This is a genomic window from Streptomyces sp. KMM 9044, assembly GCF_024701375.2.
Taxonomy (GTDB): domain Bacteria; phylum Actinomycetota; class Actinomycetes; order Streptomycetales; family Streptomycetaceae; genus Streptomyces.
Genome location: NZ_CP113910.1, coordinates 5,018,644 through 5,037,202, shown reverse-complemented (window position 1 = coordinate 5,037,202; position 18,559 = coordinate 5,018,644). Strand labels below are relative to the sequence as shown.

Below are 18,559 nucleotides of genomic sequence, written 5' to 3'. Positions count from 1 at the left end.
CCCTCGCGCGCGCGTCCGCCCGCGAGGGGCAACGGGCCGGGTGCGACAGTGTGCCGGACGGGTCCCGCGCGAAGCCAACGGTTCGATCTCGCACGGTAATTCGACTCACCACCCGTAGGCGGAATTCGACCGGACCCTTGCCGTATCCACACAACGCGTCCACGGCCACTTCCTCTTGCCTCCCCCACTTCCCGACGAGCCCTCGGGCAGGCCGCGAAAGGGAATGGAATGGGTATCCCACGAGCTCGCACGATGAGGCATATGCACGGTTCACCCTGGGGCAATCAGCGCACAACAGGCGCCCGGACACTCTGGGAGCCCCGCTCGCGCAGTGCGTTGCGCGTGTACCGGCCGCCACGGCGGCAAAGCCGCCCGCATTCACCGATCGCTGGTATCCGGAATGGAGAGTCGGAATGACGTGGAGTTTTACGCCCTCCACGGCGAATGCCAGGGTGCCTCAGATGTTCCACCCTGCCCCGCCCCCCGAAGCACAGCGAGTGCGCCCCCCTCCCCCGAGTTCCTGGCGGGTGGCCCTGTGCCGGAATCGCCACGACCGAACGGCAGCCGCGGAGCGTCCGGAGCACCGGGCTCCGGCAAGCGGCGGGACACGTTCTTCGACAACGCCAAGTACCTGGCGATCGTGCTGGTGGCCACAGGCCACTTCTGGGAGCCCGTCAAGGGTGACAGCCGGTCCCTGGAGGCCGCGTACACCGTCGTGTACGCGTTCCACATGCCGGCCTTCATCATCGTCTCCGGCTACTTCTCGCACGGCTTCGACATGCGCCCCGACCGGCTGCGGCGGCTGATCACCGGCGTCGCCGTGCCCTACGTCGTCTTCGAGACGGCCTATCCGCTCTTCAAGCGGGTCGTCGACAGCGACCCGCAGCAGGAGACCAGTCTTCTCGAGCCCTGGTACCTGACCTGGTTCCCGTGCGCGCTGTTCGTCTGACGGCTGACCACGCCGGTCTGGAAGGTCGTGCGTCACCCGCTGCCGCTCGGCATCGCCGTGCTGGCGAGCGTCTCCCCGCAGATCGGCGACGACCTCGATCTGCAGCGGGCCCTGCGGTTCCTTCCCTCCTTCGTGCTCGGCCTGTGCATGGAGCCCGGGCACTTCCACCTGGTGCGCCGCCGCTCGGTGCGGATCCTCCCGGTGCCCGTGTTCGTCTCCGCACCGGCACTCGCCTGGTGGGCGGAACCCCGGATGACCACCGGGTGGCTCTACCACCGCGACTCCGCGCAGGAGTTGGGCGCTCCCTGGTGGGCCGGTCCGGTCATGGTGCTGGTGCTGTCCGCCTGTCCGCCTGTCCGCCTGTCCGCCTGCTCCCTGCTCCCTGCTCCCTGCTCCCTGCTGCTGACGGCCTGCTTCTTCGCCTGGGTGCCGGGCCGCCACATGTGGTTCACCGCGCTCGGCGCGGGCACGCTGTACGGCTATCTGCTGCACGGGTTCGTGGTGAAGGCCGGTGACTACCGGGGCTGGTGCGAGCACCCGGTGCTGCACGAGCCGGGCGGCGCGGTCGCCGTGACCGTGTGCGCCGCGGTCCTTGTGACGTTCCTGTGCTCCAAGCCGGTGCAGCGGGTCTTCCGGTTCGCGGTGGAGCCGGGCGTTCAGGCGCGACGCCGCCGAACCGGCCCGCGGGCGCGCCGCGGGAATCGGGAGGGGCCGGCGGCCGGGGAGGGGCGGGAGACCCCTGCGTCCCGGGAGGCTCAGGAACAGGTCTCCGCCTAGCCGGTCCAGTGGGTTGGTGCGTCCGGTCAGGCCGGCCGGTCCGGCCGCTCGCCCGCCACGAGGCCGAGGAGAGTGCGCATCCGCTTGTACTTCTCGGTCAGCCGGGTGCGGGTCGCACCGTCGAGTACCGCCAGCCGCGCCGGATCGGCGTTGTGCGCCAGGTCCGCCTCCTTCACCAGCAGTGCGCCGGGCGTCGCGAGGATGCGGGCCGCGTACACCTCGGGCGGCTCCCCGGACCGCTTGGTGACCGCGAGGACGATGTCCTTGGTCCGCCGGGTCAGTGCCGCTTCCCGGAGCCACTCCTGCGACAGCTTGCCGTCCTCGACGGCGTCGTGCAGCCAGGCCGCCGCGACCTGCTCCTCGTCGCCGCCGCGCACCCGGACGCCCTCGGCGACGGCCCTCAGGTGCTCGCCGTACGGTACGCCCGCCTTGTCGGTCTGGCCCTCGTGCACGGCGCGGGCGGTCGCCTCGATCTGGGCGGGGGTCAGCAGGTTGCGCGGTGTCCCGGTCACCCTTCCAGTGTCCCTCGCCCGCGACGACGAGCAGACAGGAGGACGGCAGAAGAGTGACGGCGCCGAGCCGCCCGGCACCCGGTCAGCGGGTCACGGCGGCTGTCGGGCCCTCGCGGCAGATCAGCAGGAGCGCCCGGTCGTCGTTGACGTCCTTGGCGACCGCTTCGATGAGATGCCAGGCCGCTCCGTGGAAGCCGCCGGCGACATAGCGGTCGGCCTCGCCGGTGAGGCGGTCGATGCCTTCGACGATGTCCCGCTCCGACGTCTCCACCAGACCGTCGGTGAACAGCATCAGCACGTCGCCGGCACGCAGCGCCCCCTTCACCGGGTCGAACTGGGCGCCGTCGTACACACCGAGGAGCGGGCCGTCGGCCGTCTTCTCCTCCCATTTGCCGCTGCCCGCACTGAGTTGGAGGCCCGGCGGATGTCCGGCGGAGTACAGCTCGTAGTCGCCGGAGTCCAGGTCGAGGACAAGGTGGATGGAGGTGGCGAAGCCCTCCTCCCATTCCTGGCGGAGCAGATAGCCGTTGGCGGCCGGCAGGAAGGCGTGCGGCGGGAGGCTGCCGAGCAGGCCGCCGAAGGCACCGGACAGCAGCAGGGCGCGCGATCCCGCGTCCATGCCCTTGCCGGAGACGTCGGTCAGGACGACCTCCAGCGTGCGCCCGCCGTTGGTGCGGGCGGCGACCACGAAGTCGCCCGAGAAGGACTGGCCGCCCGCGGGACGCAGGGACATCTCCCGGTGCCATCCGCTCGGCAGGGTCGGCAACTGGCTCTGGACGCGGATGCGTTCGCGCAGGTCGAACAGCATGGTGCCGCCCCGCCGCCAGGGCACGCCGACCCGGCTGCGGAACTGGGCGACGACCAGGCCGAAGAAGCCTCCGGCGGCCACCACGAGGACGACGCCGGGGGTGACCCGGGAGGCGCCCTCGGTGTACGGGCCGAGTCGGACGGCCTCCACGATCAGCGCGGTCGCCGCCGCCGCGTACAGGCTGAGCAGGCTCGCCGGGCGCAGCAGCAGCCCGCCGGCGACGATCGGCAGGACCAGCGCGGACGGCGCGAACCACACGGAGTTGGCGAGGGTCGCCACCGCGATGAGGGGGACCGTCAGCAGCAGCCCTGCGAGGGCTATCCAGTCGGAGCCGTCCCCGCGGAAGTAGTCGACGGCGGCCCGGCGCACGCCGACGCGGGCCCGGTGCCACTGCTTCTTCACCCGGGCCGTCAACGTGTCGGCTTCTGCGCGCCTCTCTCGTCCTGCTGCCATTACTTCGGGACCCTATCCATCGGACCGGCCACTTGGCACGGGAGGTCCTGGTTGTCCCTCGTTGGGGGACCGGCTTCACAGTCAACTTCACCCGGCGCCGTCGCGGGGGTCGTCCGGCGGAAAATCTCTAACGGTGTTGGCAGGCGGGGCACCAGAAGAGGTTACGGGCGGCGAGACCGGCGGTGCGGATCTCGCCGCCGCAGATGTGGCAGGGCTGATGGGCCCGGCGGTAGACGTACACCTCGCCGCCGTGGTCGTCGACGCGCGGCGGGCGGCCCATCGCCTCCGGGGTGTGCTGCGGACGGACGGTGTCGATGCGGTTGTTGCGGACGCCCTCGCGCATCAGCCCGGCCAGGTCGGCCCAGATCGCGTCCCACTCGGCGGGGGTGATGTCCCGGCCCGCGCGGTAGGGGTCGATGCGGTGCCGGAAGAGGACTTCGGCGCGGTAGACGTTCCCGACGCCGGCGATGATCTTCTGGTCCATGAGAAGCGCGGCGATCGTCGTACGGCTGCGGCTGATCCTGCGGTACGCGGCGTCCGGTTCGGCGTCCGGGCGCAGGGGGTCGGGGCCGAGGCGGTCGTGTATCGCCCGCTTCTCGGGGCCGGTGATCAGGGCACAGGTGGCGGGTCCGCGGAGATCGGCGTACGCCGTGGGATGCGCGAGGCGCAGGCGGACGGTGTCCGTGGGCGGGGGCGCGGGGGCCGGGCCCAGGGCGACCTTGCCGAAGAGGCCGAGGTGGATGTGGACCCAGGCGGTGTGCTCGGGGTCCGGGTCACGGAATCCGAGAAAGAGGTGCTTGCCGTGGGCGTCGGCGGCGTGCAGGGGGGTGCGGTCGAGGAGGGCGGCGGCGCTGAACTTGCCCTGGGGGCTGGTGACGCGCAGTGGGCCGCCGTCGGCGAGGGCGGCGGCGTAGTCCTCGGCCAGCCGGTGGATGGTGTGGCCCTCCGGCACGGGTCCGGCCCCTTCCTTCTCTGTTCTCTTCTGCCCTCGTCCGCCGCCGGCCCCTGCCTGCCGGAGCCGGCGCGCCCGTGCGTCCCGTCGCAGGAGCTGCTGCTCCCCGGCGGGTAGCGTACGGGCCGGCCGCCGGTTACTGCTGGGGGTGGTGGGGCGGGATCGGGGGGAGGCCGCCGGTGGTCTCGTAGTCCGCGAGCATGTCGATGCGGCGGCTGTGGCGCTCGTCGCCCGAGAAGGGGGTGCCCAGGAAGATCTCGACGAACTTCGTCGCCTCGTCCGTGGTGTGCATGCGCGCCCCCACCGCGACCACGTTGGCGTCGTTGTGCGTGCGGCCCAGCGCCGCGGTCTCCTCGCTCCACGCCAGGGCCGCCCGGACGCCTTTCACCTTGTTCGCGGCGATCTGCTCACCGTTGCCGGAGCCGCCGATCACGATGCCGAGGCTGCCGGGGTCGGCCGCGGTCCGCTCGGCCGCGCGGAGGCAGAAGGGCGGGTAGTCGTCCTGGGCGTCGTAGAGGTGGGGCCCGCAGTCGACGGGCTCGTGACCCGCGTCCTTGAGCCACGCGGCGAGGTGGTTCTTGAGTTCGTATCCGGCATGGTCGGAACCGAGGTACACGCGCATGCTCCGAGTGTGACACGGCTGATCGCGTGCGGGCACGCCGGGGCGGGGCCACGGGCGGGGGAGCGCAAGGGCCGGGTCGGAGCAGCGTGAAGCTCTCCTTCACCTTCTCGTACGTGCTGAGCGCGGTGTCCTCGGTGTGCGGCTGGTACCAGGTGTTGGTCCGGCACGGCTTCCCGTCCGCGTCGAAGCCGAGCAGACGTGCGTGCCGGGCGGACCCGCCGGCCTCCCGGCGGAAGGACGGCCGGGCGGGAGGTGCCGCCGACGGCGGGTGGGGTGCCGCCCGCCGTACCGGGCGGCGCGGACGCCACGGCCGGCGGGGCGTGGTCCGTACGGCCGGGCTGTGGTGGCCGTCGCGGCGGCCACGGCGGCAGGAGGGCCGACCGGACCCGCCGGCGGGCTCACCGGTGGCCTCGCACCATGAGCGCCGGGAACGCGGAAGGAGGCCGGCCGGGCCCTGTGCACGCGCCCGGCCGGCCTCCTTCCCCCCGTCCATCCGCGCCTGACCGGCCCGAAGAACCCTGCCGTCAATGCTTGTTGACGAACCGCCAGGCGGTGGGCAGTACGCCCATGGCCAGCGCCGCCTTCAGGGCGTCGCCGACGAGGAACGGGGTGAGGCCGGCCGCGACCGCGGCGGAGGCCGACATGCCGGTGGCCAGCGCCAGGTAGGGCACGCCGACGGAGTAGACGACCGCCGAGCCGAGCAGCATGGTGCCCGCCATTCGCCAGGCGGAGCGGTCGGCGCCGCGGCGGGCGAGGGAACCCACCACGACCGCTGCCAGCAGCATGCCGAGGACGTAGCCGAACGACGGCATCCCGATGCCGGACCCGCCCTCGGCGAACCACGGCACACCGGCGGCGCCCGCCATCGCGTACAGCGCGAGAGCGAACAGACCACGCCGGGCGCCGAGGGCGGTGCCGACGAGCAGCGCGGCGAAGGTCTGGCCGGTCACCGGGACCGGGGAGCCCGGGACGGGGACGGCGAGCTGGGCGGCGATGCCGGTGAGCGCGGCACCTCCGGCGACCAGGGCGACGTCCCGTACGCGGGACGCCGGGACGAGGTCGGCGAGGACCAGACCGACTCGGGTCCCGCCTTGCCGGGGCGGAGCGGATGGGGCGGCTGCGGTGCTCATGAGGACTCCGCGGAGGTGAGGGCGGTTCGGGACACCGCGACGCTATCCCAGCGCCCTCGCGCCGATCACCGTCAGCGCCCGACAAAGGCTCCGGCGCGCCCGTGGTGGGCTCCGGACAAAGAACCCCCGCCAACCGGGGGGACGGGGTGACGCCGGTCACTGCGGTGACGTGGCCTCTCCTGCAGGACCCGGCCGTACGGCGTCTGTAGGGTCCCGCCAAAGCAGGCGGCCCGGGCTTTCTCCTGCCGGTGGACGGGGGCGGGGACGGCCGGCGGGCTCCCGGCCGCCGGGTAACCGGAACAGCATCCTCCGAACAGGATGCGTCCACTCCCCACTCTCTGCGCCTCCGCGCGTACCGGGCACCCGCACCGCCCCTTCTGCTGCTAGCGTGCAGTTGCAAGCTGGTTGCAATAAGTGTTCCGAAGGGGGCCCATGCCCGTCTACACGTTGCCCGACCTGCCGTACGACCACGCGGAGCTCGCACCGGTGATCAGCCCCGAGATCATCGAGCCGCACCACGACAAGCACCACGCGGCCTACGTGAAGGACGCCAACGACACGCCGGGGCAGCTCGCGGAGGCCCGGGACAAGGAGTCGCGGGACTCGGTCGACGGGTTGGAGAAGAACCTGGCGTTCCATCTCTCCGGGCGCATCCTTCACTCGATCTACTGGCACAACATGACCGGTGCCGGCGGCGGCGAGCCCCCGGAGAAGGACGGCGTGGGTGAGCCGGCCGACGCGATCGCGGTGTCCTTCGGCTCCTTCGCGGGCTTCAAGGCGCAGCTGACCAAGGCCGCGGCGGCCCCGCAGGGGGGCCGGGCTGGGGCGTCCTGGCGTACGAGCCGCTGAGCGGGCGGCTGATCGTCGAGCAGGCCTACGACCACCAGGGCAACGTCGGACAGGGCGCGACCCCGATCCTGGTCTTCGACGCCCGGGAGCACGCCTTCCACCTCCAGTACAAGAACCGGAGGGCCGACTTCATCGAGGCCATGTGGCCGTCGTGAACTGGCAGGACGTGGCCAGGCGCCACGAGGCCGCGAAGTCCCGCACGGATGCGCTCCCGCTCTCCCCCTGAGGGCTGTTCCCGAACGTCCTGCCCCGTGATCGCCTTCTCACCGTTCACCCGGCAGGCGGAAAGACGGAAGCCCCCGCGAGGACTCGACTCGCGGGGGCTTCCGGTATGCGGCGTTCCGGGTCAAAGTTCCTCATGACGACAGCCAGGACCAAGAAGTACCCCTGCTCGACGTGCGACGCGGAGCAGCCGCATCGTCAGCTGAACAGGGCGGAGCGGGAGCAGCTCAAGGAGAGGCTGGGGCGGGCGGGGGTGAACGAGTTCTGGATCTGCGTGAACGTACTGGACCCGGAGTCCGGCAGGCAGTGCCGCAACCTGCGCACGGGGTGGACGGTGAAGCCGTTCCCCAAGCCCATCCGCCTGCCCGAACCGGAGTGACGGTCCCGGTGTCACCCCTGTCCGAAGCGGCCGGCCCCGGAGCGTCCCGTCACAGGTTGCCGAAGTCCGGGCCCTTCGTCCGCGTCCGCTTGATCTCGTAGAAGCCGGGGACGGAGGCCACGGCGAGGGTGCCGTCCCAGAGGCGGGCGGCCTCCTCGCCCTTGGGGACTGGAGTGACGACCGGGCCGAAGAAGGCGATCTGCTCGCCGTCGGCGCCGGGCACGGCGATGACCGGGGTGCCGACGTCCTGGCCGACCTTGTCGATGCCCTCCTTGTGGGAGGCGCGCAGCTGGGGCTCGTAGGGGGTGGCGTCCCAGTGGTCCATGAGGGAGCCGGGCAGCCCGGCCTCCTTCAGGCCGGCGGCCACGGCCCCCTTCGCCGGGCCCTCGCCGTCGTTGTGGATGCGGGTGCCGATCGCGGTGTAGAGGTCACCGAGCACCTCGGCGCCGTGCTCCTCCCGGGCCGCGGCGACGACACGGACGGGGCCCCACGCCTTGGTCGCGAGCATCTCGGCATACTCCTCGGGCAGCTCGTCGAGCTTGTCCTCGTTGAGAACGGCGAGGCTCATCAGGTGCCAGCGGACCTTGATGTCCCGCACCTTCTCCACCTCCAGCACCCAGCGGGAGGTCATCCAGGCCCAGGGGCACAGCGGGTCGAACCAGAAGTCGACAGGAGTGGTGGGGGACGTGTCCGGCATGTCGCTCCTCGGGAGGAAATCAGGTGCGGTCGGTCTCTCGCCCGGGAAACACCCGCGCTCCGCCCCTCATTCCCGCCCCTCCCCTTCCCTCCTGCCACGCGTCAGGGGCGCATGGCAGGATCGGTGCTGTACAAGACCTGTCGATGTCGACGACGCATGAGGAGTCCGCCTGTGCCCGGTGAGAACCTGACCCGCGACGAGGCCCGGGAGCGGGCCGCGCTGTTGTCGGTGGACGGGTACGAGGTGTCCCTCGACCTGCGCACCGCGACCGGCACGGCCGGCGGGGAGGGCGGGGGCGGCGTGGACGGGCCGCGCACGTTCCGCTCGGTGACGACCGTCCGGTTCCGCTGCGCGGAGCCCGGCGCGAGCAGTTTCGCGGACCTGATCGCGCCGAGCGTGACGGCCGTCTCGCTCAACGGGCGGGACCTCGACCCGGGCGAGGTGTTCGACGGCTCCCGGCTGCTCCTCGACGACCTCGCCGCCGACAACGAGCTGATCGTCGACGCGTGGTGCGCGTACTCCCGTACCGGCGAGGGCCTGCACCGCTTCGTCGACCCCGAGGACGGCGAGGTGTACCTCTACACCCAGTACGAGCCGGCCGACGCCCGCCGGGTGTACGCCAACTTCGAGCAGCCCGACCTCAAGGCGCCCTACCGCTTCGAGGTGCGGGCCCCGGAGGGCTGGACGGTGTGGAGCAACGGGGTCGGTGAACTCACCGACGGCGTATGGCGGTTCGCGGAGACCAAGCCGATCTCGACGTACATCACCTGCGTGGTCGCCGGGCCGTACCACTACGTCACCGACTCCTACGAGCGTGAACTGCCCGACGGCACACGGCTGGAGATCCCGCTCGGCGCGATGTGCCGCAGGGGTCTCGCGCCGCACTTCGACGCCGACGACGTCTTCCTGGTGACCAAGCAGGGCCTGGACTTCTTCCATGACCACGTCGACTACCCGTACCCCTTCGGGAAGTACGACCAGGCGTTCGTGCCCGAGTACAACCTGGGCGCGATGGAGAACCCGGGCCTGGTGACCTTCAGGGAGGAGTACATCTTCCGCGGCAAGGTCACCCGGGCGTCCTACGAGGGCCGCGCCAACACGATCCTGCACGAGATGGCGCACATGTGGTTCGGCGACCTGGTCACCATGCGGTGGTGGGACGACCTGTGGCTGAAGGAGTCCTTCGCCGACTTCATGGGCGCCTTCTCGCTCGTGGGCGCCACCCGGTTCACCGACGGCTGGGTCACCTTCGCCAACCGCCGCAAGGCCTGGGCGTACCGCGCGGACCAACTGCCGTCCACGCACCCGGTCACCGCGGACATCCGCGACCTTCAGGACGCCAAGCTGAACTTCGACGGCATCACGTACGCCAAGGGCGCCTCGGTGCTCAAGCAGCTGGTGGCGTACGTCGGCCAGGACGCGTTCCTGGAGGGCGCCCGGCGCTACTTCAAGCGGCACGCGTACGGCAACACCCGGCTCGGTGATCTGCTGTCCGTCCTCGAGGAGACCAGCGGGCGCGACATGAGGGCGTGGTCGCGGGCCTGGCTCCAGACGGCCGGAGTCAACTCCCTGACACCCCAGGTGCTGTTGACCGCGGAGGGCAGGATCGACGAGCTGGCAGTGGTGCAGGAGGCCTCCGAGGCGTTCCCCGAACTGCGCCCGCACCGGGTCGCGGTGGGCCTGTACCGGCGTACGGACGGTGGCGTGCTGGAGCGGTACGCGCGCGCCGAGGCGGACGTGGACGGGGCCCGTACGGTCGTCGCGGAACTCGCCGGGGCCGAGACGCCCGAGCTGGTGCTGGTCAACGACGACGACCTCACGTACTGCAAGATCCGCTTCGACGAGACCTCGCTGGCCACGCTCCGCGAGCACCTGGGCGCGCTGACCGACCCCCTGGCCCGCGCCCTGTGCTGGTCGGCGCTGTGGAACCTCACCCGGGACGCGCTGCTGCCCGCGCGGGAGTTCGTGGACCTGGTCCTGCGGTTCGGCGGGCGCGAGTCCGACATCGGCGTGCTCCAGATGCTGCACGCCTGGGCCGAGTCGGCGCTCGTCCACTACGCGGCGCCCGCCTGGCGGGAGACCGGCGGCCGGCTGCTCGCCGAGGGAGCCCGGCGCGAGCTGGAGGCCGCCGCGCCGGGCAGCGAGCAGCAGCTGGCCTGGGCCCGCTTCTTCGCCCGGTCGGCCGGTGCGCCGGGCGACTTCCAGCTGCTCCGGGAGCTGCTGTCGGGCACGGTGACGGTCGAAGGGCTCGACATCGACCAGGAGCTGCGCTGGGCGTTCCTGGAGCCGCTGGCCGCGCACGGGCTCGCCGACGAGAAGGCGCTGGCCGAGGAGCTGGCCCGGGACGACACCGCCTCCGGCAGGCGCCACCAGGTCCGCTGCCTGGCCGCCCGCCCGTCGGCGGAGGTCAAGGCGGCGGGCTGGGACCGGGTCGTGGAGTCGCAGGAGCTGTCCAACGCGCTGGTGGAGGCGACCATCGCCGGTTTCGCCCAGCCCTCGCAGCGGGAGCTGCTCGCCCCGTACGCGGAGAAGTACTTCGCGGTGATCGAACGGGTGTGGGAGGAACGGTCGATCCAGATCGGCATGCACGTGGTACGGGGTCTGTTCCCCGAACTGCTGGACTCGCCCGGGACGCTGGACGCGACGGACGCGTGGCTCGCGGCCCACGAGGACGCGCCCCCGGCTCTGCGCCGTCTGGTGCTGGAGGCCCGGGACGACCTGGCCCGTGCGCTGCGCGGCCAGGCGTGCGACGCGGCGGCGGGGTGACCGTTACGGAATTCGGTCAATAACAGCCGTAACCCCTGGCCCCACCCGAATGGACCAGGGGTTTTCGACATCCGAACACGCTTCCCCCGGGGCAGGCTTGTGCCGAATTGTCGACGGGCGCGTAACAAAGGTTCGGGAGCCGATCCGGCGCGGGAAATTGCCGGACATGAACCACGATTCCCCGCTCTCCCCCCGTCCTCTGCGCCATCTCGACGCCGGGCCGCGGCGCGTGCTCACGACCGCCCGTCTCCGCGCGTACGGCGTCTCGGCCGCGAAGGCCGACGACCAGTGCCGTCCCGGCGGACCCTGGCAGCGGCTCCTGCCCGGCGTCCTCCTGCTCCACCCCGGTCCGCCGACCAGTGAGGAGCGGCTGCACGCGGTGCTGCTGTACACGACCCGGGAGCGGCCGTCCGCCCGGTCCGGGCGCGTCCCCGTCCAGCCCGGCCCGGCCGACTCGACGGCGCCCCACTACGAGGACGCGATGATCACCGGTCTTGCCGCGCTGACCCTGCACGGCTTCTCCTCCGCTCCCCCGCTGCCCTCCCTGGACACCTTCGACGTACTGGTCCCGCGGCTGCGCCGGCTGCGCTCCACGGGCTGCGTGCGCATCGTCCGCGCCCCGGTGCTGCCGGCCCCCGAGCGGGTGGCGGGCGTACCGGTGGCGCCTGTCCCGCGGGCACTGGCCGACGCGGTGGCGGGCCTGGACGACACGGGCACGGCGCGCAGGCTGCTCGCGGAGGCGGTGGTCGGCGGCCACTGCGACGCGGCCGCGCTGGTAGGGGAGCTGACCGCCGCGAAGCTGCTGAACCGGCCGCACGTGGAGGACGCGGTGAACTCCCTGGTGGCCGAGGGCCGCGCGCACGCGGAGGACCGCCTGTACCGGATGGTGCGCGAGTACGGCCTGCCCGACCCGCTGTGGAACGTCGACCTGCGCCTGCCGGGCGGCCCCCACCTCGGCGGCCTGGACGCGTACTGGCCGCAGCAGGCCGTGGCACTCCACCTGGACATCCGCCGGGAGGAACGTCCGGACGACGACGTCCTGCGGTCCGAGTACGCCCGCGGGCGGGAGTACCTGGAGCGGCTCGGCATCACGGTCGTGCGGGTCGCCCCGCACAGGCTGCGGGACGCGGCGGAGCAACAGGCGGCGGTGATCCGTACGGCCCTGACGGCGGCGGACGACCGCGAACCCGCGGCCCACGTCGTGGTCCTGCCTCGCTGAACCGGTCCCGGGACACAGCCCCGGGCCGTTCGCCCCGACGCACCCCGCCGCGCCTTGGCCCTACGCCTTGAGCAGGAGTTCCGTGTTGCGGTCCTGGGGGGTGCCGCCGAGGTCGGTGCGGGCGCCGGGGGCGTTGCAGGACAGTTCGCGGTAGAGGGCGGCGAGACCGGTCTGGGTGAGGTCGCTGTAGTCCGTGCGGGCCGGGGCCGCGGACTCGACCAGGGTGGTGAACAGGGACAGGGTGCCGTCCTTGTTGTCCACCAGCTCGATGACGCGGGCGAGTTGGGGGAAGTCGACGTGGGAGGCGGTGGAGATCTCCCAGAAGGAGCCGGCCGAGCCGGTGTGCGGGGTGACGGCGTTGCGGTGGATGTGGCCGTTGACCCAGGCCACCACGTTGGGGTGGCCGCCGAGGAGTTCGACGAGTTCCGCGCCGTCGTGGCGCCGCTCGTCGGGGCGGGCCGGGTCGCGGTGCGTGTTCGTCATCGACTTGCTGGTGTGGTGGCTGAAGACGATCGCGCGGGCACCCCTGTTGGTGCGCAGTGTTCTTTCCAGCCAACGCAGTTGGGCGGTGCCGAGGGAGCCCGTGTAGTGGCCGCCCGGGTCGGTGGTGTCGAGGCTGATGCCGATGACGTCCTCGGAGACGCGGAACGAGTAGTACTGGGTGCCCGCGTCGAGGTTGGCGGCGGAGTAGCCGTGCCCCACCGGCCCGAACCCGCGGTACGAGGGGGCGAGGTGGGCCTCGACGTACTCGGCGGGCGTGAAGGGGGCGCGCGCCTCGTCGGGGGTCACCGGCCGCATGGCGCGGGCCCGGGACCTGAGGAACGCGCCGTACTGGACGCCCCGCGGGTCGGTGGCCTTCTTGATGGTCCGCCGGAGCTTCTTCGCCTCGGCCGCCCCGAGCTCCATCAGCTTGCGTCCGCCGACGGCGAGCTCGGTGAGGTACGGGTCGCCGTGGGAGGCGTAGCAGCCGAGCGGCATCGTGTCGTGGTTGCCGACGGTGGAGTACCAGGGGAGGTTGAGGCCGGGGCTGTTCACCTCGCGGACGGCCGCGGCGAGGAAGCCGTCGAGGTGCGGGAAGCCGAGTTGCTTGTCGGCGTCGCGGGTGGTGGCGTCCGGCTGCCAGTACTGGCGCAGACCGCTGCTCTGGACGCCCTCGTACTGGCGCGGGTCCCCGCTGTTGGGGGTGATGCGACCGCCGCTGAGCGCGGTCAGGTACCAGTCCAGTTCGGAGCGGGTGTTGTTGTCGGTGTTGTCGCCGGTGGTCATCGCGAAGTGCAGCGGGGAGCCGGTGACGGGGGCGCCGCGCAGGGAGTTGATCCGCTCGACGAGGGAGACGGCGCCGTGCACGGTGAGCGCCTCGTGGGGCCGCCAGGCGTGCACATCGGCGGAGCGCAGGTACTCCAGGCGCAGCGGATGCTGCGCGTCGATCACATGCAGGTCGGTGAGCTGCACGAAGGCGGCCAGCGTGGCGCGGCGGTCATCCCGGCCGGAGCGGGCACCGGCCAGCTCGCCGCGTACCACCCGCCTCCAGCCGGGCCCCTCGTCGAGGCGCCGGTAGCCGGCACCACCGCCGCCGCGCGGTGCGGACACCCCGGCGACGGTGGTGCCGCGCGTGTACGGGGTGAGCGGGGCGGCCGGCGCCTGCCGGGAGGAGGCCGGTACGGCCTCGTCCGCGGCGTCGTCGGCACGGCCGGCGGCCACGGCCTGGTCGTCGCCGGGCAGCAGGGCGTATCCGGTGCCGACGGAGAGGGCGAGGGCGCCGGTGGCGGTGAGGAGGGAACGGCGGTGGAGTGCGGTGGAGCCGGCTACTGGGCGTATGCGCGACATGGCGCTTGTCTCCCCGGGTGCGAACGCATCGGCAGTGACCGCGGGGCGCTCGCCGGTGGTTCGCCGGGTGGACGTCCCGCTCGTACTGGATGCTTGGCAGCGCGAATGGCCTGCGTGTGAACGCGGCGGCAACGCGCGACACCGATCGCCGTACGTGGATCTTGGACCACCCGGGCCGTCGGCCCCCGCTTCCGCACCGGCCCGGGACCGGTCACGCCGCGTTCACTTCACGGGGAACCCCAGGGACGCCACAACTTCACATGACGGGCGTCGCTTCCCATTGGCGTACGAGGCCCCGAGGTTCGCGCGCTCCACCCGTCAGCCTTCCACCTGTCCCACCCGTCCCGTCGCCGGGCGCTCCCGCCACAGCCGCAGCCCGGTGTCGATCAAGCCGACCCCGACGAGGTCCGCGACGGCGTCCAGGGGTGCCAGGAGGCCAGCTCGGTGGAGCCGCCGATCTCGCTGCGCAGCTCGCCGCCGACGATCCGCCCCTCGTAGACCAGTCGTACGGCCTGATGGCCGACGGCGCGGCGGAGCCGGAGCGGGCGGCGGGGAAAGGCACGCCGGACGGAGTCCACGCCGAGCAGTCCGGTGACCTCGACGCGGTACCCGGTCTCCTCCTCGGCCTCCCGCCGCACCGTGTCGTACGGGTCCGCACCGTGCTCCATCCCACCGCCCGGCAGCACCCACTCCGGAGCACCTCCGGGGACCGGGGACCGGGCCAGCAGGAGCCGTCCGTCGCGTACCACCACGGCGTGGGCCGCCGCTCTCAGGGTCTGCCGCATTCCGGGACGTTGACCCGCGAGCACCCACGAGACCCACCACACGGGCGACTTGCCCGCTTCGGTCCCCCGACACCCCATAAACGCATCGCGGGTTTTCCCCATACATTCATCTCGGTTCAGCCAACCCTCGCCAAACACACACCCCTTGCGTAAGGCTCAACGATCGTCCGGGATCGTACTTCCGGACGATCGCGGCCAGGGTCGATCGGCTCCGGTCGCTCCACGATGGTGCCTTTACTTACAAGGGATGCCGATGACCCAGTCCTCCCAGCGCGAACCGCTGTCGGGCGCGAGACGCGCGGCCCGTATCTCCCTGGCCGCCGGCCTCGTCGCCGCGCTCTGCGCGGTCGGGCCGATACCCCTGGCGGTCGCCGCCGACGCGCCGACCGCCGCACCCGTCGACGGTGACGTCAAGTCCGCGCACGACAAGCTCGGTTCGAGCGACGCGGACCTCCTCGCCGAGGCCAAGGCCGACGGCGTCAAGAACATCACGATGATGATCGCCACCGCCCCCGGCAGGACCGAGCAGGTCGCCGAGGAGCTGAACGCGGTGAAGGGCGGTTCGGTCGGCCGGACCCACGACGGGCTCGGCTACGTCCGCGCCACCGTCCCCACCTCCAGGGCGGACTCGGCCATCGCCGCCGCCGCCAAGCTCTCCACCGTCCACGGCATCGACCTGCGCGACGAGATCCCTCTCGACGACCCGACCCCGGCCGCGGACACCACCGCCAAGGCCAAGGGCAAGGGCGGCTCCGCGACCTACGCGGGCCCCGACAGGCGGACTCCCGCGAAGAACCCGTACAACCCGTCCTTCGAGACGGGCGCCGTCGACTTCGTGAAGAAGAACCGCACGGCGGACGGCCGCGGCGTCACCATCGGCATCCTCGACTCGGGTGTGGACCTGGCCCACCCCGCGCTGCAGAAGACCACCACCGGCGAACGCAAGATCGTCGACTGGGTGACGGCGACCGACCCGATCGTCGACGGCGACCGGACCTGGCGCCCGATGACCTCCTCGGTCTCCGGCCCGACCTTCACGTACAACGGCAGGACCTGGCAGGCCCCCGCCGGTTCGTACCAGGTCAGCACCTTCCTGGAGTCGTACACCACCGGCGGCGACGCGGGCGGTGACGCCAACCGCGACGGCGACACCACCGACTCCTGGGGCGTGCTGTACGACGCCGGGGCGGGCACCGTCCGGGTCGACCTGAACAACAACCAGGACTTCTCCGACGACACCCCGATGAAGCCCTACGAGGACGGCTTCCAGATCGGGTACTTCGGCACCGACGACCCGGCCACCGACATCGCCGAGCGCCAGCCGTTCGTCGTGGAGATCCGCGAGGACGTCCCGATGGACCCGTACGGCGGGGACTGGGTCGGCAGGACGGCCGACTTCGTCAACATCGGTGTCATCGAAGGCTCGCACGGCTCGCACGTCGCCGGCATCACCGCCGCCAACGGACTGTTCGGCGGGCGGATGGACGGCGCGGCGCCCGGCGCGAAGCTCGTCTCCTCCCGTGCCTGCACCTGGTCCGGCGGCTGCACCAACGTGGCGCTGACCGAGGGCATGATCGACCTCGTCACCGAGCGCGGTGTCGACATCGTCAACATGTCCATCGGCGGCCTGCCCGCGCTCAACGACGGCAACAACGCCCGCGCCGAGCTGTACACCCGCCTCATCGACACCTACGGCGTCCAGCTGGTGATCTCCGCGGGCAACTCGGGCCCCGGAGCCAACACCATCGGCGACCCGGCCCTGGCCGACAAGGTCATCTCGGTCGGCGCGTCCGTCTCCAGGGAGACCTGGGCCGCCAACTACGGCTCCGTCGTGAAGACGAAGTACGCCATGATGCCGTTCTCCTCCCGCGGTCCGCGTGAGGACGGCGGCTTCACGCCGACGCTGATCGCGCCCGGCGCGGCGATCAACACCATCCAGACCTGGGCGGCGGGCCAGCCGGTCGCCGAGGCGGGCTACAGCCTGCCGGCCGGTTACGGCATGCTCCAGGGCACCTCGATGGCGTCCCCGCAGGCCGCGGGCTCCGCCGCGCTGCTGCTGTCGGCCGCGAAGCAGAAGCGCATCGACCTGACGCCCGCGAAGCTGCGCACCGCCCTCACCTCCACCGCCCGGCACGTCAAGGGCCTGCAGGCCTACGAGGAGGGCGCCGGCCTCATCGACGTCGAGGAGGCCTGGGACTCGATCCGGGGCGGGGCCACCGCGCACGAGTACAGCGTGAAGGCACCGGTCGACACCGCGATCGAGCAGTTCCTGGAGACCCCCGGCTTCGGCACCGGCCTCTACGACCGCGAGGGCGGCCTGAAGGCGGGCCAGAAGAAGACGTACGACATCACCGTCACCCGTACGTCCGGTCCCGACCGCGCGATCCGGCACGAACTGGACCTCGAGAACAACACCGACCGCGCCTTCCGCATCGTCGGCGACGACGACGTGCGGCTGCCGCTGAACGAGCCGGTGACCGTCAAGGTCCAGGCCTCGCCCCGGTCGGCGGGCCTCACGAGCGCCATCCTCGAGGTCGACGACCCGCGCACCGAGGGCGTCGACCGGCAGATCCTGAGCACCGTGGTCGTCTCGGCCCCGCTGGCGCACACCTTCTCCGCCTCCGGCACCGCCCAGCGCAACGCCTCGACCTCCTACTTCGTCACCGTGCCCGAGGGCGCGAAGACGCTGGAGATCGCGATGAGCGGGCTGAAGGCCACGAGCCAGACCCGGTTCGTCGCCCTCCACCCGTACGGCGTCCCGGCCGACCCGACGTCGACCGTCAACTGCTACCCGAACTACAGCAACCCGGCCAACACCTGCCGCCCCGACCTGCGTTCGTACGCGAACCCGCAGCCGGGCGTCTGGGAGATCGAGGTCGAGGCACGCCGCACCTCGCCGTTGCTGAAGAACCCGTACAAGCTGGACGTCGCCGTGCTCGGCGCGGTCTTCGACCCCGAGACCGTGACCGTGCCGGAGGCCAGGGTCGGCACCCCGGCGGACGTCTCCTGGAACGTGACCAACGAGGCCGCCGACCTGGACGGCAAGCTGGCCGGCGGCCCGCTGGGCTCCGCCCTGTCAAACCGTCCGGCCATCGGCACGGGTGACGTCCGGACCACCACGGTCGAGGTGCCCGAGGGTGCCGCGTCGCTCGACGTCGTCATCGGCAACGTCTCCGACGCCTCCGCCGACCTGGACCTCGCGGTCTACGACGCGGCCGGCTCCCTCGTCGGCCAGTCCGCCGACGGCGACTCGGAGGAGTCGGTGTCCGTCGCCGACCCGGCGGCCGGTACGTACACCGTCGAGGTCGTGGGCTACTCCGTCCCGGCCGGTTCCACCGACTACGACTACCGGGACGTGTTCTTCTCCGCCACGCTCGGCGAGGTCACGGTCGACGGTTCCACGCCGGTGCGGATCGGCACGGGCGAGTCGGCCACCGTCTCCGGCACCGTCACGGCCGCCGCGGCGGCCCCCGAGGGCCGCGAGTTCTTCGGCCAGGTCCAGCTGGTCAACGCGCGCGGCACGGTCGCGGGCACGGGCAGCGTGACGATCGAGAAGGTCGTGCCGTAACCGACGGCCACCACCGGGGGCGGGCGTCCGTCAGGGCGCCCGCC

At 72.1% G+C, this 18,559-nt stretch carries 11 protein-coding genes and 3 pseudogenes; 6 read left to right on the top strand and 8 right to left on the bottom strand.

The features are described 5' to 3' along the window. Positions 1-535: 535 nt before the first annotated feature. Positions 536-1,640 (top strand): annotated as a pseudogene (locus HUV60_RS22680) (acyltransferase family protein); the annotation flags it as partial. A gap of 112 nt (positions 1,641-1,752) precedes the next feature. Here the strand turns inward: HUV60_RS22680 and HUV60_RS22675 are convergent. From HUV60_RS22675 to HUV60_RS22655, 5 genes are all read right to left on the bottom strand, one after another. Further along, positions 1,753-2,238 (bottom strand): HD domain-containing protein, encoded by a 486-nt coding sequence (locus HUV60_RS22675; protein WP_257849072.1) that lies wholly within the window; start codon positions 2,236-2,238, stop codon positions 1,753-1,755. Between the two features lie 82 nt (positions 2,239-2,320). Then, a complete protein-coding gene (locus HUV60_RS22670; RefSeq protein WP_257849071.1) occupies positions 2,321-3,499 on the bottom strand; it encodes a PP2C family protein-serine/threonine phosphatase in 1,179 nt (392 codons plus the stop codon). Positions 3,500-3,626: 127 nt separating this feature from the next. After that, a complete protein-coding gene (locus tag HUV60_RS22665) occupies positions 3,627-4,451 on the bottom strand; it encodes an Fpg/Nei family DNA glycosylase (protein WP_257849070.1) in 825 nt (274 codons plus the stop codon). Between the two features lie 136 nt (positions 4,452-4,587). Further along, complete coding sequence (locus tag HUV60_RS22660; protein WP_257849069.1) at positions 4,588-5,073, bottom strand: ribose-5-phosphate isomerase; 486 nt, start codon at positions 5,071-5,073, stop codon at positions 4,588-4,590. Between the two features lie 524 nt (positions 5,074-5,597). After that, the gene (locus HUV60_RS22655) at positions 5,598-6,203 is read right to left on the bottom strand and encodes a biotin transporter BioY (RefSeq protein WP_257849068.1); all 606 of its coding nucleotides are present in this window, start codon (positions 6,201-6,203) and stop codon (positions 5,598-5,600) included. Between the two features lie 432 nt (positions 6,204-6,635). On the opposite strand from HUV60_RS22655, the pseudogene HUV60_RS22650 reads away from it, so the two are divergent. After that, a pseudogene (locus HUV60_RS22650) lies at positions 6,636-7,278 on the top strand (superoxide dismutase). Between the two features lie 132 nt (positions 7,279-7,410). Beyond that, on the top strand, positions 7,411-7,653 hold the full coding sequence (locus HUV60_RS22645) for a hypothetical protein (protein WP_257849067.1): 243 nt from the start codon (positions 7,411-7,413) through the stop codon (positions 7,651-7,653). Positions 7,654-7,702: 49 nt separating this feature from the next. Here the strand turns inward: HUV60_RS22645 and HUV60_RS22640 are convergent, their stop codons facing one another. Further along, on the bottom strand, positions 7,703-8,350 hold the full coding sequence (locus HUV60_RS22640) for a DsbA family protein (protein ID WP_257849066.1): 648 nt from the start codon (positions 8,348-8,350) through the stop codon (positions 7,703-7,705). A gap of 171 nt (positions 8,351-8,521) precedes the next feature. Here HUV60_RS22640 and pepN point away from each other — a divergent pair, with 171 nt between their 5' ends. Beyond that, positions 8,522-11,116 (top strand): aminopeptidase N, encoded by a 2,595-nt coding sequence (pepN, locus tag HUV60_RS22635; RefSeq protein WP_257849065.1) that lies wholly within the window; start codon positions 8,522-8,524, stop codon positions 11,114-11,116. 166 nt (positions 11,117-11,282) lie between these two features. Further along, entirely contained in the window at positions 11,283-12,335 is a 1,053-nt protein-coding gene (locus tag HUV60_RS22630) for a hypothetical protein (protein ID WP_257849064.1), read from the top strand. Positions 12,336-12,395: 60 nt separating this feature from the next. Here HUV60_RS22630 and HUV60_RS22625 read toward each other — a convergent pair whose 3' ends face one another. After that, on the bottom strand, positions 12,396-14,162 hold the full coding sequence (locus HUV60_RS22625) for a TIGR03767 family metallophosphoesterase (RefSeq protein ID WP_257849063.1): 1,767 nt from the start codon (positions 14,160-14,162) through the stop codon (positions 12,396-12,398). A 318-nt stretch (positions 14,163-14,480) separates the two neighbouring features. After that, a pseudogene (locus HUV60_RS22620) lies at positions 14,481-14,947 on the bottom strand (NUDIX hydrolase). 253 nt (positions 14,948-15,200) lie between these two features. Between HUV60_RS22620 and HUV60_RS22615 the strand changes: the two are divergent. Further along, positions 15,201-18,515, top strand: a complete 3,315-nt coding sequence (locus HUV60_RS22615; RefSeq protein WP_257849062.1) for a S8 family serine peptidase — start codon at positions 15,201-15,203, stop codon at positions 18,513-18,515. Positions 18,516-18,559: the final 44 nt, after the last annotated feature.